The following is a 25538-nucleotide window of genomic DNA, read 5'->3' as shown; positions in this document are numbered from 1 at the left end:
TGGGTGGCTGGAGGTAAAACGGACTTGCGATCTGAATATGGGTGAGGCTGGGGTGGATATTCATGAACTGAAAGTGCGTCTGCTTCAGTGTTCGGCTCTTGTCAAAACGCAGATCAGCGGGGAGCGCTCAGTTTGTAAACCTGTTGGATCAATGGTGAGGTGTCAAAACTGGTGCGTAGGCGTTCGTCGTGCAGGCAAATGTTGATATCATCAAGGACCTTGCGGGCTTCCACATAGGCACTGTATGCAGCGTCTGGCCGACGGCGCGCTTCGTTCAGTCGGCCGAGCGCGACGTGAGTTTTCCAAATTTGAGTCGGATTTCCCGTTGTTTGTGCAAAGGTCAAGGCTTGCTGCAAGGCATGCAGGCTATCATCCCACCGGCGTTCGGCCAGCGCGATTTCGCCACGCAGCCGCCAGCCCTTGGCAAGATTCTTTGTTGAGTTAGTGCGTGTAGCGATTTCCAGACACTGATTGGCCCACTCCCACGCCTTGGCGGGATTGCCGCAGATAAGGCTCAGATCCCCCATGGTCGAGAACAGGTGCGTCGAGTATCGCCAGCGCATCCAGTCGCTGGTGGCAGGATGCTTCACCATTTTATAGGTTTCCTCTGTGACTTCCTGAGCCTCAGGGAGTTTTCCTTTAGCCAATAATATATCAGCGAGGTTGATGTTGGCATTGGCAAAGGTCTCAGGATCGCCGCGCTTACGTGCGCCGTCCGCACTCCGCTTGTTCATGTCCAGTGCGCGCGTATGGTTGTCAAATTCAATCCAGAGCCATCCCAACGTGTTGAGGACACGAAGGCTTATCACTTCAGCACCGACTTTCTCAGAGAAGGCCAGATGTTGCTCCAACTTCATCAGCGCTGCATCGTATTTTCCTTTGCCGATGCAAACAAGGCCGGAGATCCACACGGTCCATAGTATAGGCATCACCAAACGATGCTCGTGCGCAATGTGGACTGCCTCCTCTACTTGCTGGGCTGCTTCCACGTATTCCCCTGCCCAGTTCCGTTGAAGCGCAAGGCAACCGAGGGAGAGTGATTCCGGAACGTGCGCGGCCGTCGCGCGGCCGATGCGCAACGCCTCAGTCCACTCGATTCGAGCTGCCTCGAGCCGCTCGGTTGTGGCGTAGATGTACCCATTTGTAAAACGGCTAGCTGCGATGACCGGTGCAGCATCGACTTGGGTGGCGACATCGAGTGCCTGTCTGGATTCTTCGAGCGCCTTGTCGAAGTCATGTGCCCAGAATGACGAAAATGCCATGCTGGCCAGGGCAGCGCCTTCTTTCACTTTGTCTCCCATGTGCCTGGCGAGGGCGAGCAGGCACTCGCTTTCGGCATGCGAGTTTGAAAAATCGCTGAGAGCGAAATAGGCATTCGCTTTGGTCTCCCGGATTGACATGAGGACCTTGACGTCCGCGGTCCCCTCGAGCCGACTAGTGACGTCGAGGGCTTTGTCATAGAGGACAACGGCTTCTCGGTTGGCGAACGATTTCAGCGCCTTCTCGGCGCTTCTGAGCAAGTAACCGAGAGCATGTGACCAGTCCTCCGCACGGGTGAAATGATGCGCGAGAACCTCATATTGTTCGGTGAGCCGATCTGCATAGAGTGTCTCGATGGCGAGCGCGATGATCCGGTGCAATTCCTTACGCCGCTGAATGAGCAAGGAACCGTATGCGACGTCATGGGTGAGAGCATGCTTGAAGATGTAAGCCTGTTCGGAGGAAAGTCGTTTTTCGTAGATGAGTCCCACCGCCTTTAGTTCTTGTAAAGGACTTGCGCGACGATCTTGGATGTCGGTGATGCGGTCAAGGAGCCGGGTGCTGAATTCTCGGCCGATGACGGAGGCAAGTTGAAGGATTTTTTTGGGTGCCTCGTCGAGGCGGTCGATTCTGGCCATGATGACGTCTTGGATGGTGCTAGGAACGAAGATTTCCGTGATCCGCTTGGCCAGGACGTATCGTTCACCGGATCTTCGTATGGCTCCAGTCTCCTGGAGAGATTTTATGATCTCTTCCAGGAAGAAGGGATTCCCTTCCGCCCTTGAGGTGACCAGCCTGTGCAAGTTTTGTGGCAAGTGCTCCACAGATAGTACGGATTCCGCGATGTGCATGCTGTCCTCTGCAGATAGCGGTGTGAGCCTGATGTTGTTGTGGTAGGTGCGCTCCCCGAAAGGATGTGAATAACCGGTCCGGTACGTGAAGATATCAAGAATCCGATTAGTGGGCACGATAGTGGCCATCAGGGATAAATAATCTTCGGTTGCCATATCCATCCAATGACAATCTTCGTGCACCCGTATGAGGGGTTGGATAGTTGAGGTACCTACGAAAAACTGGCGCAAGGCATCGAATGTTTCGCCGCGCCGTTGCTGAGGATCCATGGTGAGAACGGCGGGGTCACCAGGCTCAATTGATAAAAGATGCCGAAGGTAAGGGATGACAGGGCGTAAGTGTTCTCCAACCTTCAGAACGCCGAGCTCGATTTTGTCGGCGATTGTGCCCTCGTTATCCTCACCCTCGATTCCGAAGGTCCGCTTCATCATGTCGATGATGGGATGCATCGCCATTGATTGACCAAATGACATGCATTGCCCCTCAAGCCAAGTCGCATCGCCGCTTAGCTTCCGATGGAACTCGTACAGGAGCCTGGACTTTCCAATACCCGGCTCGCCGACGATGAATGCAACTTGCCCCTGTCCGCCCCGTGCCTTCTCGAAGCAGTCGAAGAGCGTCTGCAGTTCGCGCTCGCGTCCGACATAAGGCGTAAACCCGTCCTCGGCCGCGACTTCCATTCTCGTGCGGCCTTCGCGCACTCCCAGGATTTCCCAGGCTACTACGGGTTCCGTCTTTCCCTTCAGAGTAAGACCACCGAGTATGCGAGTCTGAAAGTACCCTTTGACAACTCGGTGGGTGGCTTCTGATACGAGGATCTGTCCACGGTCTGCGGCCTGTTGTAGTCGTGCCGAAATGTTGGTGGTGTCGCCCATCGCAGTATAATCCGTACGAAGGTCTGTACCGATGGAGCCTACGACAACAAGACCGGTATTCAGGCCTTGACGGACCTGGAAGCTGAGATTCCGTTGCTGCTGAAGATCTTCTTGATAGGCTTCAAGAGCTTTGCGTATTCCCAGCGCTGCGCGGACTGCGCGTTGAGCATGATCCTCATGAGCCATGGGTGCCCCGAAGAGAGCCATAATTCCGTCGCCTAGGAACTGGCTGACCGTACCTTCGAAGTGATGAACTTCCTCCAGCATCAGCTTAAAGGCATACTGCATAATGGTATGGACGTCTTCGGGGTCAAGCCGCTCGGACATTGAGGTGAAGCCGGCGACGTCGACGAAGAGGACGGTGACTTGCTTACGTTCACCCTCCAGCACGGCCAGAGAGTTGAGGATCTTTTCGGGGGAACGCTTCAGTGTGTAGCTCGCTGGAGTTTTAGAGAAGACTGAGGAACTGGTGAACAGAGTTTCTGGGCCAACCTCAGCGCCGAGTGGCGATCCACAGCCATCACAGAAACGACTGCCTGGCTCAATTCTTAAACCACACTTCTGGCATACCATCTCCAGAAGTGTCCCGCATTCTCGGCAGAATTGAGCTCCTTCACGGTTCTCAGCTCGACAATGAGAACAATACATGTTCGTTATTCTGGCCTATACTGGGTGAAGTCAACCATATTGCCCATTGAACCCTCTCCTCTGGAGTTGGTACTGCGCTTTGGTGCCAAGAGGCGGAGCGCTGAATCGTAACATATTCATGATTGGCATGCCTTGAGTAGACAGACATTCTGCTTTTGAACGCAAGATACCCCGGTTATGAAGCGAGAGATAGGGGCTGAAGTAGTGAAGCGCAATGAATGGTGCCATGCACCATTCAGATATTTATTCTGAGATCACGGGTGAGAGCGAGATATGGAAGGCTGTCTCATCTCAGCTCATGCCAACCTTAGTGCTTGTACGGTTCTCTTATGGAGGAGGGTGCGAGGGATGGTTGCCAGAAAAGTCTGTGCTCGGGGTGTTTGTTGATTAAGGGATAACCTTGCTGACTTCGTTTGAGAATGTACTTTCAGCTCCATCCAGATTAAACGCGGAAACAACGAAGAAATAGGTGGTGCCTGTTGCCAGCCCGGTGACGGTGTACGTGGTGATATCCGTGGACGTCGTTGCAATTGGCGTCCCATAGGTGCCCGAGGCTGTCGCCAGATAGATCTTGTATCCAGCGATATCAGCTCCAGCGCTTGCGTCCCAAGAAAGCAAGGCGGTGCCACTATCTGAGGAAAATTGGGAACCGAGGGACGGGTTCTCCGATGGACAGGCCGTCAGAGCGAATAACAGGATAGCGAGGTGCAACATCTGATAGGAACGAGTCATTGGTCTAGCCATGCGACATCCGTGATTGTGTGCGGTGACTCAGTCGGTACTGCGAGCAAGGCTTGTACCCATACCTACGCGGAACTAATCCGGCAGAAGTCATTGAAATGCTGAAGAGTGAGGAGGATTGTCTGGAATGACAGAGGTGGAAGGCTACAGGGTATCAGTCAAGGTTGTACGACCATGTCAGGCCCTGTCCTTCTTTGCAACTTCTAATGACTGGAACAGCAGGTAGCCGAGGGATGCTGAAAGTGGTGGAATGCGGGCCTGTCTACTTAGAAACGACGAGGGGCTTCCTACGGAGTAGGAAGCCCCTCAATCAGACATCAGTAAGTTGAAACTTACTTGCCGCCCTTGTCCTTCTTGCCCTCATCGCCGAAGGTGTCGGCATGGCCGCCCTTCTTCTCTTCCTTCTTGTCGCCATAGGTGTCCATGTGGCCACCCTTCTTATCCTTTTTCTCCTCAGCCATCACCACATGGCCGCTCTTCTTCTCTTCCTTCTTTTCACCGGCGAAAGCTGGTGCGCTGAACGTGACTGCCACTGCCACTGCCATCACTGCCATCAACATGCTCTTCATTATAGGAACCCCCTTATAAGAGTTTAGAAGAATGTGTGCCGCTCATTGGCACTTGCCCAGATATACAGCAAAGGTAATGCCGCTCCTGGTTCCTCCTCACATGAGACCAAGAGCATTGATGAATCAGTAGGTTAGAAAATTTCTCTCATGAAGGCTCGAAGGGTTTTCCCTACAGGAGGCTGTAGCAGAATAGCTGTGATCGAGCTAAACCGCCTCAGTTCATCCAGGTTGATATGGGGAGCTGATGCGAGGAGCCAAGATGATTGAACCCGGTACGAAGTGCCGAGGGAGGACAGCCAGTAATTTCCGGTGAGAGGATCACTCCAAGCCTTGTGGCTTCATGGTGGGGTACCTAGGTGAGATAGAATACGATATATATGCATTCCTATGTATATTGAGTGAGAAATTCTACAACGTATCGTGAGGCGGTGGGTGAGCACTATCCGCCTGAAATCACCGGTCGGATTTCAATCTGGTCCTGATCGAAGAGCATCTCATCCTCGGTCACCAATTCATCTCCTCGAATAACGAGGTGCGCTTCGACGACGAGGTTTAACTCTCGCAGGAGATCCTTGGCTCGTTTTGGACCTTTGACGCTAATTGATCGTGAAGGATGACTCAGTTGGACTTGCATGCTTCGATCATACGAGTAACTGGGATCAAGGGGCAAGGGTGAAGTGACCACGCATAGGTACTCTTCAAAAACCGACGTCGCTTAGCATAGAGCCGACAGTTTGCTCTTGGCGTATGCCAGCCCTTCTTCCACGGTGAAAAACTCTCCGTCTAACTGAGCTTCAAAGCAGTCATCCAGTAATCGGCCCATATCCGGTCCAGGCTGAACGCCGAGTTCTAACAGATGTCGGCCCATCACGAGAGGGAGCGGGACCTGCCGATCCACTGCCAGCGCGGTGGCACGGGTCAGGAGCCAGTCTCCGGCAGGGAACCCATCAAACAGCTTCGGCGGACGGCCTGCATGATCGGCCCGAGCAACACGGACCAAACGATCGATACGAGTAACCTGTCGGGCGAGACGCCGGATCGCACTGTCCGATGCCTGAACATCGAAGAGTGCACGGGGACGGAGGTGACACTGTACGAGGGGGATGACGTCATCAATCACATCTTGTTGGTTGGTCAGCCGTTCTAGAAAGTCTTTCGTTGGTCCCATTCCTTCCGATTCATGTCCTCGAGATGTGATGTGCTCGCCGTCGTCCTTGGTCGTCGTCGGTTTCCCGAAGTCATGGCAGAGGATCCCCAATCCCACGATCAGATCGTCGCGTTCATGGCCTGTGCGCTCTGTTGCAAACCAGTCCAAGCAGTGGAGGGTATGAATCCAGACATCACCTTCAGGGTGCCAACGAGGATCCTGAGGGCAGCCCTGAAGCGCGGCAAGTTCGGGATAGAAGCGGAGCCAGCCGCATTGGTCTAAAAAGTGTAGCCCAATGGAGGGTTTTCGACTCAGCAGGAGAAACTTCTTCCATTCTTCCCAGAGCCGCTCACGCGGATGCCCGTCCTGCGACAGTGTTCGGCAGAGGGCGATGGTTTCTGGTGCCACGCTCAGCTCGAAGCGGGACGCGAGGTGCATACCCCGGAGCACTCGCAATGGATCCTCGATGAACTGATGTGAGGCGTGGCGCAACCGACCACTCGCGAGGTCCTCTCGACCATTGAAGGGATCCCGTAGCTCCCTCGTATCAGGATCCCAGGCCATGGCGTTGATCGTAAAGTCACGTCGCGCAAGTGCCTCGTCGATCGGCATGTCCGGATCGGCTTGTCGTAGAAGACCAGGAATCGATGTGGCCTCGGTGGTGTGGGGACGGGAGGGAATAGAGATGTCGATGGGAAACCCCTGGAGTTTGAATATGGCAAAGGCCTTTCCTACAAATTGGACGGAGAACTGTTCAGACAGCAAGGTATGAAGCTGTCCCGGCGGTACACCGGTGACTTCGAGATCCAAATCATGGGGCTGTTGCCCAAGTACAAGGTCGCGAACCGTGCCACCTACTACCCAGGTTCTGCCGCCGATCCGACGGACGCTTTCTTCAATGCGGCGAAGGACTCCTGCAAGTGCGGGATCCCTCAGGCGGAAGCGGGTTGGCACTTAGATCCCCGCTTCACGGAGGAACTTGGCCGACTCCTCCGGCGATACGGGATTGATGTAAAATCCTGTCCCCCATTCGAAGCCGGCAACCTGTGTGAGTTTGGGAATAATCTCGAGGTGCCAGTGATAGTAATCCCCTGTTTTTTCGTGCAGGGGAGAACTGTGTAGGATGAAATTGTAGTGTGGACGTGCCAGCACTTTGTCCATGCGGCGCAACGATTCCGAAAGGATCGGAGCAAGAAACTCGAATTGAGACTTCTGACTCTCCTCGAAGTAGGCCGCATGACGCTTGGGAAGTATCCACATCTCGAACGGAAAACGTGGCGCGAAGGGAGTCACGCAGAGGAATTCTGGGTTTTCCGCCACGACGCGATCTCCATCAGACAGGTCTTGCCGAAGGATATCGCAATAGATGCACCGTTCTTTTTGCTGGTAATGCTGATGGCATCCATCAAGCTCCTCCTGTACGCTGGTCGGGACGATCGGGAGAGCAATCAGTTGGGAGTGGCTGTGCTCCAAGGTCGCTCCGGCGGAGGATCCATGGTTCTTGAAAATCAAAATATAGCGGAACCGCAGATCCTTACGGAGATCCAGCATCCGGTCGCGATAGGCCCACAGCATGTCCTCAAGTCGCTTCGTCGGCATCTCCGCGAGGCCTTCGACATGGGTCGGGGTTTCAATGATGACTTCATGTGCGCCGATTCCATTCATCCGGTCATAGAGACCGATGCCTTCGCGCCCCATCTCGCCTTCCACCTGGAGTGCGGGAAACTTGTTCGGGACGACCCGTACGGTCCAGTTCGGAGAGTTGGGAGCCGATGGTTGCGGCCGATAGGCCATGATTTCTTTCGGGGTCAGGCGCTCTTGTCCGGGACAAAACGGGCAGAGAGATGCGGAACTTGCGCGAGCCGGTTGAGGGGAGATGAAGTCATGGGGGCGGCCGCTGCGTTCCGTTGAAATAATGACCCAGCGACCGACTATGGGATCACGTCGTAGATCGGGCATCTGTTCCTCCGTAACTCGTAATAATGTGAAAGGTGAAAAGTAAAAGGTTCGGGTTCTTGAGCGCGAAGAAGCGCCTGGTGGCTTCTAGGCTTCACTTTTCACATCTTGTTTTTCACTTCCGATCATACTCTCCACATTCCTGCCTCAAATTCTGGTCCCGGTACGGTGAGCGCGGCGGGACGCTGGCTGGGGTAACGGGCCACTTCGAGGCCATGTTCTTGCACAGCGACTGAAAGCTGCATCGCGTGTCCTGTTTCCAGATCGAGGTCCTTCCAGGGGACTGCCAACTCCAAGACGGTCTGTGCGTGAATCGACTGACGGGAGCCGACGGTTTGCCAGACATCCGTGGTCGTTTGGCGAGACAGTTGAAATTCTCCTTGGCCTGACAAGGAGAGGGGAAACGTGAGCCGATACTTGGATTGTGGGCCCTGTAACACGACATCGACGTCGAGACCTTCTTTCTTGAGATTGGTCTCATCGAAGTCGAATCGCATGACAAACTGATTAAGGTTCCAGCCGAAACGGATGGCTGTGAAGATCCCATCTGCCTTCCACATGGCTCCGAGTGGCGGCTGAGTGCTGATGGTGCCCGCTCCCCGCCATTCGAAGAAGTTGGTGACCATGCCGTCGATGATGGGCGTGAGGAGCCCGACAGGCTGTTGAACCATCTCGGAATCACATGGCATCGCTTTCGCGCAGATCGCCTGGTTGAGTTGGTCTGGAGGCGGTAGGCCCATGTGTGTCCAGACATTACGGAGATGCGTTCTGAAGAGGCGATCGAATTCTGGCTTGAAATCGGTGTCGAAATCGTCACCATACCACCAGAACCAGTCACTACCCTCCGCAGCGTACAGCTCACGCCATGCGGCTTGAGCACGATCCGGCGGAAGACTCGGCGCACGATTTAGCAGTTGCGTGCGAGTGTGTCCCAGCAGGTCCCACCCGCCATTGTCTTCTTGGTGCCCGATCCAAATTTTGTAGTCGGAATTGATCCAGGAACCGGAATGCAGTGCGGATAGGTGCTGTGTGGGTGGTACCGAGGCCAGCGCGGTGGAGATCATTGAAGACTGGACCGTCAGTTGTCCGGTCTGATCCAATGCACGATTCGCGAAGCCTCCATAGAGGAGCGAAAGGAATCGTTCTCCTCCATCGTGGTAATGTTCCCACGGGTTTTCGCCGTCTAACACAATGGCAATGATGAGTCGTTCTTGAGAGCTATCGCGGATGACTCCTCGCAATCGTCGCGTGACGTCGTCGGCAGCCGCTTCCGGCGTTGTCTTGTGATAGATGAATCCAAAGGCATCGGAGATCTCTCGGTCGCGGAACAGAATGGACAGAGACTGCTCGGCCTCACCGATGTGGTACGGTTGATACAAGTCGGATGATCGGTGCCATGGCAGACCGCCCATGGCGAGGGATCTAGCCAGAATACCTTCGTCGGTGGCTAACCAGTGGAGGCCTACTTGATGGACCAGCGGAAGCATCTCGGGGCAGACAGATCCTTCTGACGGCCACAAGCCGGACGGAGGTTGGCCGAACGTGTGTTGATGAAAGAGGACGGCGTCTCGGAGTTGCGCCTCTGCATCCTCATACGCCCGGAATCGGGCCGGCAAGGGGAGGTCGGGTCTGGCGCGACGGGTCATGTCCGTGTCGATCACCAAGGGTAGAATCGGGTGGAAGAAGGGAGTCGTGGTGAGCTCGATTTGTCCCTGTTCCATGAGCTGCCGGTACATGGGAACAATCTCTTGGACGACGGTGCGCTGCAGTGCCAGCACCTCCTGTTTTTCCTCCTCGGTAAAGCCGCGATTTTTCTGGCGCAGGTCGGCCAGGCGAGGATACTGTTTGATGGTGCCGTATCCGAACCAGGCTAGGTTGTGCCACATTTGAAGATCGAGGAGTTCTTGTGTTGAAAAGTGACGGGCAATCCGAGGAAGATCCTGATCATTGACCTCCAACCCTCGTTTGACGAGCAGCTCATGGTACCGTGGATAGGGCCGAACCATGGTTGCCCAATTGGCGGAGAAGAAATGCCGAACCACAAAAGCCTTTTCTTCCAGCGTGAGATCTGCCGCTGGTCGTTGGGCGTGCTCGAGAAAAAGATCGAGCACCGTTCCGGTTCCGATCTCCTGTAACTGGAGGAGCAGCGATGGGGTAAAGTTGAATGTTGCGCGTACCTCTGGAAATTGTCGGAGTAAATAGGCCATATCATAGTAGGCCTTGGTTGCATGGAGGCGGACCCACGGCATACTGGCCGATGCAGTCACCGGGTCCGTGTAATAGGGCTGGTGCATATGCCAGAAAAAACAGATGTGGGCCTGCTTCATCGCGACTGATTCCTTTCGTTTTTTCAGTATGTCATAGGGGGTATAGGCATGCAATCTGCCGATAGGTTTTGGAAACTCTGGAGTACTGGGGGAATGATATGAAGGGGTTCCTGCGTTTATGGGGGCCGGTTTGTGCTTATGCTGGGATCATTTTCTACATGTCGTCGCAGTCGCACCCTGAAGAGCAGGTGCCGTTCGTCATTCATTTCAGTGATAAAGCCTTACATGCCCTCGAATACACGGTGTTGGGTGCGTTATGTTACCGGGCTTTTCACGCGACCCCGCGTGAAAGGTGGCGACGGCAGGCGATGCTGTTGGCCATCGTCTTCACGTCGCTGTACGGAATCAGTGACGAAGTCCACCAAGTCTTTGTTCCATTTCGAGAGTCCAGTTGGCTCGATTGGGTAGCCGATACAATCGGTGGAGCCATTGGTGCAGGTGTCATGTCCAGGATCTTGAGTCTGAGACCGATGAATTCCGTTCCAGAAGCCTCTCCCTAAAGTCAGCTGAACAATACGGCATTCGTGACAAGCTGCCCGATGCCCGCTATACTCACCCCGATATGGTCAAGGGTAACCAGACTTCCTCCAAGGTGCCGTTAGCGTCTCCGGATCCTGCCGTCCTGGCCGATGCTATTGCGACAAAGTTGCAACCAGGTCTTGGCCTAAAGAGCCTCACACCGTTGGCTGGAGACGCCTCCAACCGACGGTATTTTCGTGCGACCCTGATGGGAGGACCCCCGAATTCTGTCATCGTGATGCAGCTTGCTGAGCCGGAAGGGTTCAAACAGTCGGAGGAGGCGGTCAGTGGGACGGCACATCAGATTGCGGAATTGCCGTTTATCAATATCCGGTCTCATCTGGCCAGGGTGAAAGTCCCCGTGCCGACACTCTACTACTATGATCAGTCGGTAGGACTCCTGTATCTGGAAGATTTTGGCGATGTGACCTTAGCAGATGCCGTGAGTTGTGCCGATCAGGCTCAGTTGGAGTCGCGTTACAGGCAGGCTATTGACGTGCTCGTACAGATGCAGGTTGACGCCACCAAGGCGGATGATCGCACCTGCCTTGCGTTTCATCGAGGGTTTGACGCTCCGTTGCTGATGTGGGAGTTTGATCATTTTCTGGAGTATGGAGTCGAGGTACGGAACGGCAGCCCGTTAGCCGATGTCGATGCGGAGGCCGTTCGGCGAGTGTTCAAGAATATTGCCGATCAGTTGGCCAGTCAACCGCGGATCTTTACGCATCGTGATTACCATTCTCGTAATTTGATGGTCGATGGCACACGACTTGGTGTGATCGATTTTCAAGATGCGTTAATGGGGCCGGCTAGTTATGACTTGGCGTCACTCGTGCGGGATGCCTACATCCAGCTAGACGAAGTGCTGGTCGATGAGTTGGTGGAGTACTACCAGGACCAAATGACAGACCGTGGTGTCAGCCGAATTGATCGGACGGCCTTCCGACGACTGTTTGATCTCACGAGTATTCAACGAAACCTGAAGGCAGCCGGTCGGTTTGTTTACATCGATCGCGTCAAGGGCAATCCAAAGTTTTTAGCGGATATTCCTCGTGTGCTGAGTTACGTCAAACAAAATCTTCAAAAGTATCCGGAGCTCGAGCCACTGAAACGACACCTCGCCCCCTATGTGCCGGAATTGCAATAGAGGACTGAGGGATGAGGACTGAGGATTGAGCATCGAATCGTTGACTCAGCACTCAGTCCTCAGTTCTCAGCACTGAATCCTGTGAAGGCCATGATTCTTGCCGCGGGTCTCGGGACTCGCCTCAGACCGCTGACGAACACGATTCCTAAGCCATTACTTCCGATTGCCGGTACTCCGCTCATTATTTGGAACCTGCTGCTGCTGAAGCGGCACGGATTTCACCACGTCGTCGTCAATTTGCATTATCTGGGGCCGATGATCGAGCAGGCCTTGGGCGACGGCTCGAAATTCGGGATACGGATCATCTATTCCCATGAACCGATCATCCTCGGGACCGGTGGAGGAATTAAGAAAGCCGAGCCGTATTTTTCAGGAGAACCGGTACTGATCCTGAACGCAGACACGTTAGTCGAACTCGATCTTGAAGCCTTGCGGGACTTTCATCGCTCGCGTGGAGCGGCCGCCACCTTGGTCTTACGGGAAGATCCGGATGCCGAGCGCTGGGGCTTGGTAGAGGTGGGAGAGCAGAGTCGGATCTTGCGTATCACGGGGCGAGGGATCAGCGAGGCGCCGACGATCGCACAGCGTATGTTCGCGGGGATTCACATCCTTCATCCCCGGCTGCTGCAGCAGGTACCGAAGGGGGTTGTTTCTTCAATCATTGATCCCTACGTGGCGGCCATCGAACGCGGAGAAACCGTGCTGGGCTACGACCTTCAAGGATACTGGTCGGACATCGGAACGCCCGAACGCTACACACAAGCGGAGCACGATGCCCGTTCCGGGCGGATTCGATTAGAAGAACGTTCCCCTCGCAGCACATCCCATTGATCACAACGCTTGTCAACAGCGTGCCGTCTGGCCGAATACGATGGGTCGCTCAGCGGCTTGTGCCAAGCTCGGCCATTCCCAAAACTTTCGGTTGAATTTCCGTGCGGCACTCGCGCCACAATAGCCTTAGGACGCTCAAAACGGCCGTCCAGCAAGACCATAGCAAGCGAGGGGGGGAGGCGTACGCTTCGGTACGTTGAGCCTCTGAGCGATGTGAGAGCGCCGCTGGCGGACTTTTCCAGCGTCCGGTCAGACTTTTTGGTGTTTGAGAAGGCGTGCGAGATAGGTGCGCTGGAGTTTGAGCGATTCGGCGGCCTTGGTTTGATTGCCCTCGGCCCGTTCCATGGCTCGTGTGATAATGTAGCGGCTGTGTTCTTCCATGGATTCATGGTAAGGCAGGTCGAGGTAGGATTGTAGTGCCTCATCTTCATTTTTGCGCAGCTCTGCGTCATCCGACAGGAGTGCCAACATATCCGGCTCGATTGTGTCTTTGGGGCTCAGGACGACAGCTCGCGCGATGACGTTGTCTAACTCGCGGATGTTGCCGGGCCATGGGTAACGGGTTAGTGCCTCCACGGCAGCCGCACTGAGGACCATACCGGGGCGCTTGGCATCTCGCGTATGTCGCTCCAAGAAGAATTGTGCAAGCGCTGGGACATCTCCTTGCCGCTCACGGAGCGGCGGGAGCGTCAGTGTGACGACATTGAGCCGAAAATACAGATCTTCCCGGAACTGGCCAGCTTTGACGGCCTGACGAAGATCTCTATTGGTAGCGGCGATGATGCGGATGTTGACTGATACGGTCTTGGACCCACCGACGCGTTGGAACTCCCGGTCTTGAAGCACACGAAGCAACTTGGCTTGCAAGGTGAGCGGCATATCGCCGATTTCGTCCAGGAAGACCGTGCCCCCGTCGGCCATTTCCAATTTACCTTTTTGCTGTCGATCCGCTCCTGTGAATGCCCCACGCTCGTGGCCGAAGAGTTCATTCTCAAGGAGTGTCTCGGTCAATGCCACACAGTTGATGACGATGAGCGGCATGGTACAACGAGGGCTCCACTGATGGATCGAACGTGCAAAGAGCTCTTTCCCTGTCCCACTCTCCCCCAGCAGTAATACCCCTGCATCGGACTTGGCGGCTCGCTGTGCTGCTTCAACGACGGAGCGCACCGACGGGCTGTTGCCGACGATATTCGCGTAACGGCCGTCGACCTCAGAGCGGAGGTAAGCGACCTGCCGTCGGAGCGTATCTCGTTCCAGTGCTTTACGGATGACGATGAGGAGGTGGTCATTGTCGAGAGGCTTGGTCAGAAAGTCGTACGCGCCTTCTTTCATGGCTTCGACGGCGGCCTGAATGGAAGCATGCGCGGTCATCACAATGACCGGCGGGCTGTCCGCCGGTTTCATCTGGGCTAAGCGCTTGAGCACATCGAGGCCGGAGAGCTTGGGTAGTGTCAGATCCAGCAGGACGAGGTGAGGCGACTCATGCACAATGACATCAAGAGCCTGCTGTCCCTCGAGTGCGACAACGGTCTCGTATCCGGAGGCCTGGAGTCGATCCTCCAGCATCAGTACGATGTCTGGATCGTCGTCAACGATGAGGATCTTTGCGTTCATACGTCAGACGTGTGGTGTGATGGGGTACGCGTGAAGCAACGAGGCTGGTGCATGCTCTCGCACTGATAACTCCCTGCTACCCACTCACCACCCCTCACTGACTGTCCATTACATTGATGACGAGCCCGGTCAACGGTTTCGGATAAAAATACGTGGACTTGTGCGGCATGCGTTCTCCCGCCGCTGCAACCGCCTGGACTTCGCTGACTTTGGTCGCGTTGAGCAGAAAGGCTCCGGTCCCTGTGCCACGGTGCACCCAATCGAGCGCCTCAAGGTCATCCTTGGTGTAGAGAATCGCTTCCTGCTCCTGTTGGGTCTGACAGAGCGTTGTGACGATGAGTTGTTGCAGCAAGGAGACGTCGAGTTTGGTGCGAGGTGAAGCCGTTGCTGAAGGTCGATGACTTGGCTTCAACGTGAGGGTCATGTAGCGAGAATCAGCTTGTCTCGCGAGGCCAAACACCGGTGCCTTCGTTCCTTCCGTCCGTAAGCTGGTGAGGAACTGGGTACGGACCTGTTCATGGGAGGATGGGGTAAAGGGAAATTCTCGAAACTCGAACACCTCGCCCAGCATCCGCTTGATTTGTTCGAACGGAGGTAACGGGGTGGTGGTGACCCGGTGCGTTGGTAACACCGTCAGACCTGGATCTTCAAGCGGGGCGAGTAACATGAGGACTGAATCATAGGGCTGGAGGCCTGTCTGTGTGGAGGCCTGTTGTCGTCGCAGCTTTTGATAATTCAACGCCGTTTCGTAGCGGTGATGGCCGTCCGCAATGAACAGCGGCTTACTCTGCATGGCCTCAGTAATCTGTTTCAGCACGGTGTGGTCGGTCACGGTCCACAGGCACTCTCGACAACCAGCCTCATCCTGGAAGTCATAGCAGGCTGGTTTGCCGTTAGTCTCGGCTTCCAAACGTTGGATGATGGTTCCCTGTGGATCCGAGTACAGGGACCAGATTGGGCTAAAATTCGCTCGACAGGCCTCAATGAGATTCAACCGATCCGTCTTTGCTGCGGCACGGGTGTTTTCATGCGGGTAGATATGCCCCGAGTCCAGTGCTTCCAATTTGACCAGTGTTAGGAATCCACGCAGCAGCTTCTTCGGAGCATCGGGAGCGGAGTAGGGGGGACGGTATTCAATGGTGTGGTAATAGATGGTCGGTTGCGCATCGCGCTTGAGAATTCCCTCCGTGATCCAGCTTTTCAATGTCGAAGCGGCACGGGTGTAGCGGTTGTGCGTTGGACTGTCACCGGGCTGGTCAAGCCCAAGCTCCATACGGATGATATTGTGGGGATGTCGGTCATGGAGCTGTTTCTGTCCGGCTGTATCGATAATATCGTACGGTGGGGAGATGACATCGGTGATCGCCCCGACAAGCGTCTGATCGTACCGCAGCCCGTGGAACGGAAAAACCTGTGACATGAGCAACTCCCTGGCAATGTCGTGGTCGTAATCGCGACGACGGTTTGATGGTTACAGGAGAGAGCGGGGTCCTTTCGCCCTACGCCGTGCCGCTCCCACGGCCAGGCGTCTTTCCGACTGGCGGGAAGACTGTTACCGGTCTCGGGTAATCATATAATCCGCAGCGACGGATAGGGCGCGCCGCGCCGTACTATCCTCGAAGCAGTCCAGTTCATCCTTCGCAGCTGTGATATAGGCGCGTGCGCGATCCATGGCATAGGTGATCGACCCAAAATTGGCCATCAACGAAAGAATGCGCTCCAAGTCCGTCGTGCTCAGTGTCCGCGTCTCCATGCGGTCCTTGATCATCTGACGGTCCTGCTCTGAACACTGCTGCAACAAATGCAGCAGCGGCAGCGTCGCCTTTCCTTGACGCAGATCCTGCCCGATCGTTTTGCCGAGCGATTCGCCGTTCGCAATATAATCCAATGTGTCGTCCGCGACCTGGAAAGCGATGCCGAGATACTGGCCGAAGCGAAACAGGGCGTCCTGTTGCGACTCAGATGCTTCCGCGAGAATGGCCCCCATGCGGCAAGCCGCTGCAATCAACCCCGCCGTCTTGTGCTCGACGATTTTGATGTAATCGATCTCGGGCATTGAGGGGTTTCCATTGTAGTAGAGCTGCAGCACTTCCCCTTCTGCCATCTTCTTACAGGCCTCGGCGAGGACTTCATTAATCCCCTGACTTTGAAATTCGACGACCTTGCACATCGCTTTCGTATAGAGGTAGTCGCCGACCAGAATGCTGATTTGGTTTCCCCACACCTTGCGCGCGGTTCGTCTTCCCCTCCGGAGATCGGCATCATCCACGACATCGTCGTGTAGGAGGGTCGCGGTATGAATGAATTCAACAATACTGCCAAGTTGGTGATGTTCAGCTCCCGCATATCCACAGAGGCGGGCGGAGAGCAGTAGGAGAAGGGGTCTGACACGCTTTCCTCCGCCACTCAAGATGTGTGCGGCGACGGTATTGACCAAGGTCACGCTGGAATCGAGGTTCTTCCGTACGCGATCCTCTACTCCATCCAGCTCCGTCCGATAGGACTCCCACACATCTGACATGCTGTGTAGAGTAGCGATGACTGGACCTTGTGTCATGCCGCGGATGGTATGGCAGCCAAGGAAATAAAGTCAAGCAAATGAAAGGGGTATAAGCCCGATGCAATCTTGACAGAGGAAGGACCCATCCAGTAAGTTCTCAACATAATTAACCCACGCGAGTGAGGTTCACCCTGGATGCGGATGGTAAGGTGCGTCCACTCCAAGGGTGCTTGCTTCGTCCCCATGCCATCCATTATAGACAAAACGTCCATTGTTTGAACGAGATAGATCTATGACTATTCCTGGATTTCCCCACCGACAGGGACTCTACGATCCGCAATACGAGAAGGATTCCTGTGGGATTGGTTTCGTCGTCAATATCAAAGGGAAAAAATCCCATGACATTGTCCGTAAAGGACTTCAAGTTTTAGAGAATTTGACACACAGAGGGGCCCAGGGGGCTGATTCCCACACCGGAGACGGGGCGGGTATTCTGCTGCAGACTCCACACTCATTTCTGAAGCGGGTTGTGGGCGATGTAGGTGTCTCCCTGCCGGATCTGGGCGAGTACGGGGTTGGTCAGCTATTTCTACCTCCCAATACCGACTCTCGGCGGCTCTGCGAGAAGGTATTCAACGAGATTATTACAGAGGAAGGTCTACGTCTACTCGGTTGGCGCGATGTGCCGGTCAAGAGTGATCAGATCGGTGCTCTTGCACGAACGACAGAACCGTTCATGCGACAGGTTTTCGTCGCGAGAGATGCGTTAAACGAAACTCAGTTCGAGCGAAAACTCTACGTTGTTCGCAAGCGAGTCGAAAAGGCTGTGGCAGAATCGGCCATTCAAGGACGAGAGCACTTCTATGTTCCGAGCCTGTCAGCCAACACCATCGTCTATAAGGGGTTGTTGTTGCCGCATCAAATGGCGGCTTACTATCAGGATCTCACTGATGAACGGATGGTCAGCGCACTGGCGCTTGTGCACTCGCGCTTCAGTACCAATACGTTTCCCACCTGGCCCCGGGCCCATCCCTATCGGTATGTGTGCCATAACGGCGAGATCAATACACTCAAGGGGAACGTCAATTGGATGAAGGCACGTCAAGGGCGCCTTCATTCAGAGCAATTCGGGAAAGACATGGAGAAGCTCTTCCCGATCGTCTCCGAGGATCAAAGCGACTCGGCCTGCTTGGACAATGCCTTGGAATTTCTGCTGCTTGGTGGCCGTTCGCTGCCGCATGCCATGATGATGTTGATTCCGGAGCCGTGGGTGGCGAATCCACAGATGGATTTAGATCGTCGCGGGTTTTATCAGTATCACGCGGCAATGATGGAACCGTGGGATGGGCCCGCGGCTGTGTGTTTTACAGACGGTAAGTTGATCGGGGCAACGCTGGATCGAAATGGGCTGCGCCCCTGCCGGTATCACGTGACCACCGATGGTCTGGTGGTTCTCGCGTCTGAGGCCGGGGTTCTGCCGGCTGAGGCGAAAGATATCAGGATGAAGGGACGGCTCCAACCGGGTCGTATGTTCCTCGTCGATACGGTGCAGGGTCGCATCATCGACGATGAAGAGATTAAAGCTGGAATCGTCGGTCGCAAACCCTATCGGAGTTGGGTCACGCAATATGGTGTGTCGCTGGACGAGCTGCCGGATCCGCTCAATGTTCCGCAGCCGGACCACCCCACGATTCGCCAGCGGCAGCAGGCCTTCGGGTACACGGTTGAAGAACTGAAGATGGTCATCACACCGATGATCGTGATGGGGGAAGAGGCGATTTCCTCAATGGGAACCGACACTCCGTTGGCGGTGCTGTCCGATCGACCGCAGCTCCTGTTCAAGTATTTCAAGCAGCTCTTCGCACAGGTCACGAATCCGCCGATCGACCCGATTCGAGAACAGCTCGTGATGTCGCTGGTGACCAACATCGGTCCGAAGCCGAACTTGATGGATGAATCGCCTGAGTCCTGCCGCCGTATCAAGGTGCAGCAGCCGATTCTCACGAACGCCGATTTGCAAAAGATCCGTGGTATTTCCGATCCGCACTTCAAAAGCAAGACACTCCGGATGCTGTTCCGCGTCGCCGAAGGACCGGATGGGCTTGGCGAGGCGGTCGATGAGCTCTGTCAGCAAGCCTCGCACGCCATCAAGGAAGGCTACAAGTTCCTGATCTTGAGCGATCGTGGGGTGAACGAGCAATGGGCGCCGATTCCAAGTTTGATTGGTATCTCTGCCGTTCACCACCACCTGGTTCGAGAGTGTACAAGAACCGAAGTAGGGTTGATCTTGGAAACGGGTGAACCACGCGATGTGCATCAGTTCGCCTGTTTGATCGGCTATGGTGCAGGAACGATCAACCCATATCTGGTGTTCGAATCGCTGGTGGATATGGAACGTGACAGCTATCTGCCCGAAGGGCTCGATGCGCAGACGGCGGAGGGGAAATTTATCAAGGCCATCAACAAGGGGCTGCTCAAGATCTTCTCAAAAATGGGAATCTCCACCGTGCAGTCTTACTGCGGTGCGCAGATCTTCGAGGCGATCGGGTTGAATCGCGAATTGATCGATCGATACTTCACCGGCACACCGTCGCGTGTCGAAGGGGTCGGTATCCGCGAAATCGGGGAAGAGACGTTGCGCCGCCATCGCGTGGCCTACGAGCCGGCCGCGATCCGCCAACTCGACTTCGGAGGCGAAATTCACTACCGCATCCAGGGTGAGCATCATAACTGGAATCCGGAGACGATCTATAAGCTACAACATGCCAGCCGCTCAAACGACCCGAAGACGTACGCGGAGTTTGCGCAGGTCGTGAATGATGAGGGCAAGCGGCGCTCGAACCTTCGTGGGTTGCTGGACTTCAAGTTCGATCCTCAGCCCATTCCGATTGAAGAGGTGGAATCAGCTAAGGAAATTGTCAAGCGCTTCAACACCGGTGCCATGTCTTTCGGTTCGATCAGCAAAGAAGCGCATGAAACGCTGGCAATCGCGATGAATCGGCTTGGCGGCAAGAGCAATACGGGTGAAGGTGGGGAGGATCCGGAGCGGTTCATTCCCTTGCCGAACGGCGATTCCAAGAATAGTTACATTAAACAGGTGGCGTCGGCCCGATTCGGAGTCACGGCGCATTATCTTGTGAATGCGCGGGAACTGCAGATCAAGATGGCGCAGGGGGCGAAACCGGGAGAAGGGGGCCAGTTGCCCGGTCACAAAGTGGACGAGAACATCGCTCGCTTTCGCTATGCCACACCTGGTGTGCAGCTGATCTCACCTCCGCCTCACCACGACATCTATTCGATCGAGGATTTGGCCCAACTGATTTTCGATCTAAAGAATTCGAATCCTGATGCCGGTGTCTCGGTGAAATTGGTATCGGAGGTCGGTGTCGGGACGGTCGCGGCCGGAGTTGCGAAGGCCCATGCAGATAAAGTGCTCATCAGTGGAGACTCCGGCGGCACAGGCGCGTCGCCGCTCTCATCCATTAAATACGCAGGCATTCCTTGGGAGCTTGGGTTGGCAGAGACGCATCAGACATTGGTGCTCAACGACTTGCGAGGGCGTATCCGAGTTGAAACAGATGGCCAGATGAAGACCGGCCGAGATGTGGTCATTGCCACGTTGCTTGGCGCGGAAGAGTACGGGTTCGCGACAGCCCCGCTGATTGTCGAAGGCTGCATTATGATGCGCAAGTGCCATCTGAATACCTGTCCTGTCGGAATTGCGACGCAAGATCCTGAACTACGCAAGAAGTTCAACGGCAAGCCGGAACATATTGTCAACTACCTCTTCTTCGTGGCCGAAGAAGCACGGCAACTCATGGCAAAGCTCGGCTTTCGGACGATCAACGAGATGGTGGGGCGTGTCGACAAGCTGAAGATTACCAAAGCGGTCGATCATTGGAAGGCCAAGGGACTTGATCTGACGCCGCTGTTGACGGCGCCGGATGTTTCCGTGGATGTGCCGCGGTATTGTGTGCAGAAGCAGGATCATGGTCTCGCGGATATTCTGGACAACAAGCTCGTCGATCTTTGCCGGGCCGCGATTGAGAAGGGTGAGAAGGTGACGGTCGATCTCCCTATCAGGAATATCAACCGGACGACCGGCACGGTACTCTCGAGTAAGATCGCCAAAAAGTATGGACTGGATGGATTGCCGGAAGACACGATCTCGATCAAGTTCTCCGGCTCAGCCGGTCAATCCTTCGGTGCCTTCCTCGCGAAGGGTATCACCTTGACGCTGGAGGGTGAGTCCAACGACTACATCGGAAAAGGGCTGTCCGGAGGTAAGATCATTGTCTTTCCGCCGAAGAATATTCTCTATAATCCGGAGGAGACGATTTTGATCGGCAATACATCGCTGTATGGGGCGACGCAGGGCGAAGCCTATTTTTATGGAATGGCGGGCGAGCGGTTTGCCGTGCGGAACAGCGGAGCGCAAACCGTTGTCGAAGGGACAGGCGATCACGGTTGTGAATATATGACGGGTGGTGTAGTGGTAGTCCTCGGTATGACCGGTCGAAACTTCGCTGCGGGTATGTCCGGTGGCGTGGCGTTCGTCCTGGATGATGAGGGAACATTTCAGAGCCGTTGCAATACGGGAATGGTCGAACTGGAGACGCTGAGCACGAAGGAAGACAAGCAGCTGCTTCATGGGCTGCTCACGAAACACTTTATGTATACCGGAAGTCGGAAGGCCAAACAGATACTCGATGCGTTTGATACGACCTTGCCGAAGTTCGTCAAGGTGATGCCGGTCGATTACAAGCGTGTCCTTGAGGAACGGAAACGGAAGGCGAGTGCAGTCCACTAAAGCAGGACTGAGTAGCGAGGACTGAGGTCTAAGACGATGAATTCATATTCATATTGTGGCACTCAGCACTCGGTCCCCAGATCTCAGCACTAGGAAAAAGATGGGTGATCCAAAGGGTTTCATGAAATATGCCCGTGAGGGCCCGAAGCGTAAGCCGATTGAGCTACGTGTGCTCGATTGGAAGGAGATGTACGAACCGATCCCTGAGGAGAAGCTCAAGGCTCAGGGTGCGCGCTGCATGGACTGCGGTGTACCGTTTTGCCAGGGTCATACCGGTTGCCCAGTCGTCAATCTGATTCCGGAATGGAACGATCTCGTCTATCGCGGGCGTTGGAAAGATGCGCTGAAGGCGCTGCACACCACGAATAATTTCCCTGAATTTACGGGACGTCTCTGCCCAGCCCCCTGTGAAGGGGCTTGCGTGCTCGGGATCAACCAAGATCCGGTGTCCATCCGCGTCATTGAATGGAACATTGTCGATCGGGGTTTTAACGAAGGTTTTGTTACGCCGATCGTGCCGGTCGTGAACACCGGGAAGACCGTGGCGATCGTCGGTTCCGGTCCGGCTGGATTGGCTGCCGCACAGCAATTGGCTCGGGCAGGCCATGCTGTGACGGTCTTCGAAAAGTCCGATCGGATCGGTGGCTTACTGCGCTACGGCATCCCTGACTTTAAGATGGAAAAGTGGGTGATCGACCGACGTCTAGAGCAGATGAAGGTGGAAGGGGTGACGTTTCGGACCGGCGTCGCTGTCGGCAAAGACATCACCGGTGAACAGTTGCGCCGGCAGTTCGACGCGGTGGGACTCACGATGGGTGCCGAGCTGGCTCGTGAGTTGCCGATTCCTGGGCGTGAGCTGAAGGGTGTGCATCTGGCGATGGAGTATCTCACCCAGCAGAATAAGCGTACGGCCGGCATTCCCATGACCGAAGAGCCAATCACCGCGAAGGGGAAACGTGTCGTCATCATCGGCGGCGGCGATACAGGGTCGGACTGTCTCGGTACGGCACATCGCCAAGGGTGTGTAGAAGCCCATCAATTCGAATTGCTGCCGGAGCCTCCTCCGCAACGGGCCGACTCAACTCCCTGGCCTCTCTGGCCGATGCAGCTCCGTACGTCCCATGCTCATGAAGAAGGCTGTGACCGGCAATGGAGTGTGTCCACGACGAAGTTCTCCGGCCACGACGGTCAAGTGACCAAGCTTCATGCCAATCGGGTGAAGTTTGAGAATGGTAAGTTCACACCGGTGCCTAACAGTGAATTTGAGATAAATGCCGATTTGGTGCTGCTCGCCATGGGCTTCACCGGTCCCGTCAGGAATGGTTTGCTCGATAGCCTCGGTGTGAAATATGACGCACGTGGAGCTGTGGTAGCTGACGACAACTTCATGACCAATCTCGACGGCGTTTTTGCCGGCGGCGACACCAAACGTGGTGCCTCACTGATCGTCTGGGCCATCGCCGAAGGCCGAAAGATGGCGGCAGGGATCGACAGGTATCTCCATGCGAATCGGTCCGCAAAAAAGTCCTTCTCCTAACTCATAACGAACACCCCAAGGGATTTCTGTGGGTCATATCCCGACGAACCTGTATTTCTGCGCGAGCGTTGCGTCAATATGCCGAATCAGTAGACTACGGGATTACTGCCATCAACGTCGATCTCGGTCGGAGGGAGCTAGGGAAGGTCTGATTAATTCAGAGTTTCACTTGAGAGCCAGTCGAATCTCCAATGTTTTGAGAGGTGGCTTGGCAAAAGTGAGAATTAATCAGATCATTCCTAGTTCAAAATGCCATCAGCTCCATCAAGAACGGAATCCCTGTGAGCTCCTTGCCCGGCTTGTCTAAAAAAGGTAACCGGTTGACAGGCAAGCACCTGACGGAGGAAGAAGGATATTCTCTGCAAAGGTTCCTCTTCTTATGAATTCCTGGACTCAGCCATCCTGCCAAGCAGAGATTGCTAGAACACTAGCTGATCTGAGAGAGAGCCAAACAATTAGATAAGCAAGGTTAAGTAGGAATGATGGTCAGAGAACAATTGCGCTAACGGTTAAAAATACCAGGACGAACTTGGTAGGCAAGTCGGCGAGCGACTGAAAAACTAGACGTGCCGGCGTCCGTGACGGGTAGATCGGCCCGCTGAAAGAGCACTCAGACTCTCATTACTCGGTTGAGGTAGTTGTATCATGGCACAACTTGTACTCGTTTTATTTCTTTTGTTTTTCCCTAGCTGTCGTACAAATGTACAGAAGGTTCACGAAATTGTCCGGGGTGATGCGAATATTTCATCTGATTCTGCTCCCGTTGGTCCAGGGCAGTTAACATCAGACGACAGTGTGGAGTTCGTAGTTTATCACGCACCAACAATGTTGGATGTCAGGAACGCAACTCGGATTGGATCTGTAAATATGTACGCTACAGTGGAGCAAACTCAATATGGTCGGTTCCTTCTCCAGTCGATGAAAGAGTTAGCATTTCGAAGGCAAAGAACACTCAACGAAACAGAAGCACGATTGCGTAGGGAGGAAAGCAGTATCCAACAATTAAAATCCCAGTCAAATGAGGAGTGGAAGAAAAGAGATCAAGTGCTTAGGCAGGAAGTCGAGAAGTTTAAGGTTATGGCAAGTGATTTCAATCAGGAAGTTGCGGTAGCACAACAGAATTTCGTCCAACAGTTTAAAGATCGGGTGTTGCCAGTGATTGAGAAGATTGCATCTCAGAAGGGGTTGGAGTTGGTCATCGATCCCCTGGAAGGATCTCCTCAGGCCACACAGGCTAGAAAGGCATTGACGCCAATGGGCAAGGAGATCCTTGAGCGGCCTTTGGAAGATCTCACATTGACTGTAGTAGGTGAAATGGATAAGTATCCCTAAGGTAAATAATTTAATTTCACATGCCTCAATAATAGGTAGCAAGGCTCGGGTCATGCTTTGTGTATGTCGATAAGGAGGAAAAATGGTCGGGAGACTTTTATAAACACTCCCTACTTTGAAAGTAGGAGGTTTGTACTAGTCCATGGGCGATGGGTAGGGTCTGTGATGGAAATTGGGCTATGCAGAGACAGGGCTGAGGGGCAGTTCGTCATGCTCAACGTGGGTGCAATAGCCAGGGATTTCGCAACCGCCTTTGGTCTGACGAAGAACCGGCGAAAGCATCAGCTTCTGCCGGTTCTATTTTGTCGACGGCACGACTAGCGGCCGCGGTGTCCTCTGCCGCCCATATCATGCCGCATATCTCGGCGGTCGTGGCGGCGATCTTGACGATCGTGCTTTAGATCTCGATGATCCTCTCGAAGGTCTCGACGATCTTGGCGCATGTCACGCCGATCTTGTGCCAGTTCTCCTGGACCAGCGCCGGACTGTCTGTCGTGTCGCAGCTCTTGCCGATCTTCACGAAGATCACGGCGATCTTCTCGGATGTCGCTTCTGTCCTCCCTAATATCTTGTCGATTGTGCTGGAGGTCACGTCGGTCCTCGCGTAAATCCCCCATCTCTCCTCCAGCTCCACCACTTTGGGCGTAGACGATCGAATGAATTGTCATCAGACTGAGTGCCAGGCTCCCGAGCATGACCCATTCTCGTGATCCCATTCATTCCTCCTTCGTGGTTCGTAAGTTGTCTTTAAAGCTTAGCAGAAGATTTTGCGGTCGCTTTTCTTATCCATTCATGTCCTGCCCAGCAGCTAAGAGGGCGGGTGTCATGAGGCACGAGGGTAGCGGGAGTCTCCCTTGATCAGCATAGAGA

Annotated in this window: 17 protein-coding genes and 1 pseudogene; 6 read left to right on the top strand and 12 right to left on the bottom strand. The window is 54.6% G+C overall.

The window, feature by feature from the left end; translation table 11 throughout:
• Positions 1 to 113: 113 nt before the first annotated feature.
• From COMA1_RS16560 to COMA1_RS16530, 8 genes and pseudogenes are all read right to left on the bottom strand, one after another.
• On the bottom strand, positions 114 to 3377 hold the full coding sequence (locus tag COMA1_RS16560) for an ATP-binding protein (RefSeq protein ID WP_245631131.1): 3264 nt from the start codon (positions 3375 to 3377) through the stop codon (positions 114 to 116).
• 132 nt (positions 3378 to 3509) lie between these two features.
• Positions 3510 to 3635 (bottom strand): annotated as a pseudogene (locus COMA1_RS22240) (zinc-ribbon domain-containing protein); the annotation flags it as partial.
• Positions 3636 to 4022: 387 nt separating this feature from the next.
• Positions 4023 to 4379 carry a fibronectin type III domain-containing protein gene (locus COMA1_RS16555; protein ID WP_090750578.1) on the bottom strand — a complete coding sequence of 119 codons (357 nt, stop codon included), beginning with the start codon at positions 4377 to 4379 and terminating at the stop codon, positions 4023 to 4025.
• Positions 4380 to 4708: 329 nt separating this feature from the next.
• Positions 4709 to 4936, bottom strand: coding sequence for a hypothetical protein (locus COMA1_RS16550; RefSeq protein WP_245631130.1), 228 nt, complete (start codon positions 4934 to 4936; stop codon positions 4709 to 4711).
• Positions 4937 to 5384: 448 nt separating this feature from the next.
• Entirely contained in the window at positions 5385 to 5579 is a 195-nt protein-coding gene (locus COMA1_RS16545; protein WP_090750574.1) for a MoaD/ThiS family protein, read from the bottom strand.
• Between the two features lie 81 nt (positions 5580 to 5660).
• Complete coding sequence (locus COMA1_RS16540; RefSeq protein ID WP_218055407.1) at positions 5661 to 7046, bottom strand: CCA tRNA nucleotidyltransferase; 1386 nt, start codon at positions 7044 to 7046, stop codon at positions 5661 to 5663.
• The gene (galT, locus tag COMA1_RS16535; RefSeq protein ID WP_090750572.1) at positions 7047 to 8051 is read right to left on the bottom strand and encodes a galactose-1-phosphate uridylyltransferase; all 1005 of its coding nucleotides are present in this window, start codon (positions 8049 to 8051) and stop codon (positions 7047 to 7049) included.
• 122 nt (positions 8052 to 8173) lie between these two features.
• Positions 8174 to 10375, bottom strand: coding sequence for a glycoside hydrolase family 57 protein (locus COMA1_RS16530; RefSeq protein ID WP_090750570.1), 2202 nt, complete (start codon positions 10373 to 10375; stop codon positions 8174 to 8176).
• Between the two features lie 98 nt (positions 10376 to 10473).
• Here COMA1_RS16530 and COMA1_RS16525 point away from each other — a divergent pair, with 98 nt between their 5' ends.
• From COMA1_RS16525 to COMA1_RS16515, 3 genes are all read left to right on the top strand, one after another.
• A complete protein-coding gene (locus COMA1_RS16525; protein ID WP_090750568.1) occupies positions 10474 to 10875 on the top strand; it encodes a VanZ family protein in 402 nt (133 codons plus the stop codon).
• A gap of 92 nt (positions 10876 to 10967) precedes the next feature.
• Positions 10968 to 12041 (top strand): aminoglycoside phosphotransferase family protein, encoded by a 1074-nt coding sequence (locus COMA1_RS16520; protein ID WP_176698128.1) that lies wholly within the window; start codon positions 10968 to 10970, stop codon positions 12039 to 12041.
• A 90-nt stretch (positions 12042 to 12131) separates the two neighbouring features.
• The gene (locus COMA1_RS16515) at positions 12132 to 12872 is read left to right on the top strand and encodes a nucleotidyltransferase family protein (protein WP_090750564.1); all 741 of its coding nucleotides are present in this window, start codon (positions 12132 to 12134) and stop codon (positions 12870 to 12872) included.
• A 249-nt stretch (positions 12873 to 13121) separates the two neighbouring features.
• On the opposite strand, the gene COMA1_RS16510 is transcribed toward COMA1_RS16515, so the two are convergent.
• The 3 genes from COMA1_RS16510 to COMA1_RS16500 form a co-directional block, all read right to left on the bottom strand.
• Positions 13122 to 14489, bottom strand: a complete 1368-nt coding sequence (locus tag COMA1_RS16510; protein ID WP_090750562.1) for a sigma-54-dependent transcriptional regulator — start codon at positions 14487 to 14489, stop codon at positions 13122 to 13124.
• 94 nt (positions 14490 to 14583) lie between these two features.
• The gene (locus tag COMA1_RS16505) at positions 14584 to 15909 is read right to left on the bottom strand and encodes a DUF1015 domain-containing protein (RefSeq protein WP_090750560.1); all 1326 of its coding nucleotides are present in this window, start codon (positions 15907 to 15909) and stop codon (positions 14584 to 14586) included.
• A gap of 132 nt (positions 15910 to 16041) precedes the next feature.
• A complete protein-coding gene (locus COMA1_RS16500; protein ID WP_090750558.1) occupies positions 16042 to 17046 on the bottom strand; it encodes a polyprenyl synthetase family protein in 1005 nt (334 codons plus the stop codon).
• A 235-nt stretch (positions 17047 to 17281) separates the two neighbouring features.
• Here COMA1_RS16500 and gltB point away from each other — a divergent pair, with 235 nt between their 5' ends.
• The 3 genes from gltB (at position 17282) to COMA1_RS16480 (ending at position 24668) form a co-directional block, all read left to right on the top strand.
• Positions 17282 to 21799 (top strand): glutamate synthase large subunit, encoded by a 4518-nt coding sequence (gltB, locus tag COMA1_RS16490; protein ID WP_090750554.1) that lies wholly within the window; start codon positions 17282 to 17284, stop codon positions 21797 to 21799.
• A 100-nt stretch (positions 21800 to 21899) separates the two neighbouring features.
• Entirely contained in the window at positions 21900 to 23336 is a 1437-nt protein-coding gene (locus tag COMA1_RS16485) for a glutamate synthase subunit beta (protein WP_090750552.1), read from the top strand.
• A 645-nt stretch (positions 23337 to 23981) separates the two neighbouring features.
• Positions 23982 to 24668, top strand: a complete 687-nt coding sequence (locus COMA1_RS16480) for an OmpH/Skp family outer membrane protein (RefSeq protein ID WP_090750549.1) — start codon at positions 23982 to 23984, stop codon at positions 24666 to 24668.
• A 317-nt stretch (positions 24669 to 24985) separates the two neighbouring features.
• On the opposite strand, the gene COMA1_RS16475 is transcribed toward COMA1_RS16480, so the two are convergent.
• Positions 24986 to 25384 carry a hypothetical protein gene (locus tag COMA1_RS16475; protein ID WP_090750547.1) on the bottom strand — a complete coding sequence of 133 codons (399 nt, stop codon included), beginning with the start codon at positions 25382 to 25384 and terminating at the stop codon, positions 24986 to 24988.
• Positions 25385 to 25538 lie beyond the last annotated feature (154 nt).

It is taken from the genome of Candidatus Nitrospira nitrosa (assembly GCF_001458735.1).
Lineage (GTDB): Bacteria > Nitrospirota > Nitrospiria > Nitrospirales > Nitrospiraceae > Nitrospira_D > Nitrospira_D nitrosa.
This window is presented reverse-complemented; position numbering and strand designations above follow the sequence as displayed.

Coding starts and splice junctions, on each gene's coding strand:
- COMA1_RS16555 (WP_090750578.1), bottom strand. CDS start 4,379: ATGGCTAGACCAATGACTCGTTCCTATCAGATGTTGCACCTCGCTATC.
- COMA1_RS16550 (WP_245631130.1), bottom strand. CDS start 4,936: ATGTTGATGGCAGTGATGGCAGTGGCAGTGGCAGTCACGTTCAGCGCA.
- COMA1_RS16545 (WP_090750574.1), bottom strand. CDS start 5,579: ATGCAAGTCCAACTGAGTCATCCTTCACGATCAATTAGCGTCAAAGGT.
- galT (WP_090750572.1), bottom strand. CDS start 8,051: ATGCCCGATCTACGACGTGATCCCATAGTCGGTCGCTGGGTCATTATT.
- COMA1_RS16530 (WP_090750570.1), bottom strand. CDS start 10,375: ATGAAGCAGGCCCACATCTGTTTTTTCTGGCATATGCACCAGCCCTAT.
- COMA1_RS16525 (WP_090750568.1), top strand. CDS start 10,474: ATGAAGGGGTTCCTGCGTTTATGGGGGCCGGTTTGTGCTTATGCTGGG.
- COMA1_RS16515 (WP_090750564.1), top strand. CDS start 12,132: ATGATTCTTGCCGCGGGTCTCGGGACTCGCCTCAGACCGCTGACGAAC.
- COMA1_RS16510 (WP_090750562.1), bottom strand. CDS start 14,489: ATGAACGCAAAGATCCTCATCGTTGACGACGATCCAGACATCGTACTG.
- COMA1_RS16505 (WP_090750560.1), bottom strand. CDS start 15,909: ATGTCACAGGTTTTTCCGTTCCACGGGCTGCGGTACGATCAGACGCTT.
- COMA1_RS16500 (WP_090750558.1), bottom strand. CDS start 17,046: ATGACACAAGGTCCAGTCATCGCTACTCTACACAGCATGTCAGATGTG.
- gltB (WP_090750554.1), top strand. CDS start 17,282: ATGACTATTCCTGGATTTCCCCACCGACAGGGACTCTACGATCCGCAA.
- COMA1_RS16485 (WP_090750552.1), top strand. CDS start 21,900: ATGGGTGATCCAAAGGGTTTCATGAAATATGCCCGTGAGGGCCCGAAG.
- COMA1_RS16480 (WP_090750549.1), top strand. CDS start 23,982: ATGGCACAACTTGTACTCGTTTTATTTCTTTTGTTTTTCCCTAGCTGT.
- COMA1_RS16475 (WP_090750547.1), bottom strand. CDS start 25,384: ATGGGATCACGAGAATGGGTCATGCTCGGGAGCCTGGCACTCAGTCTG.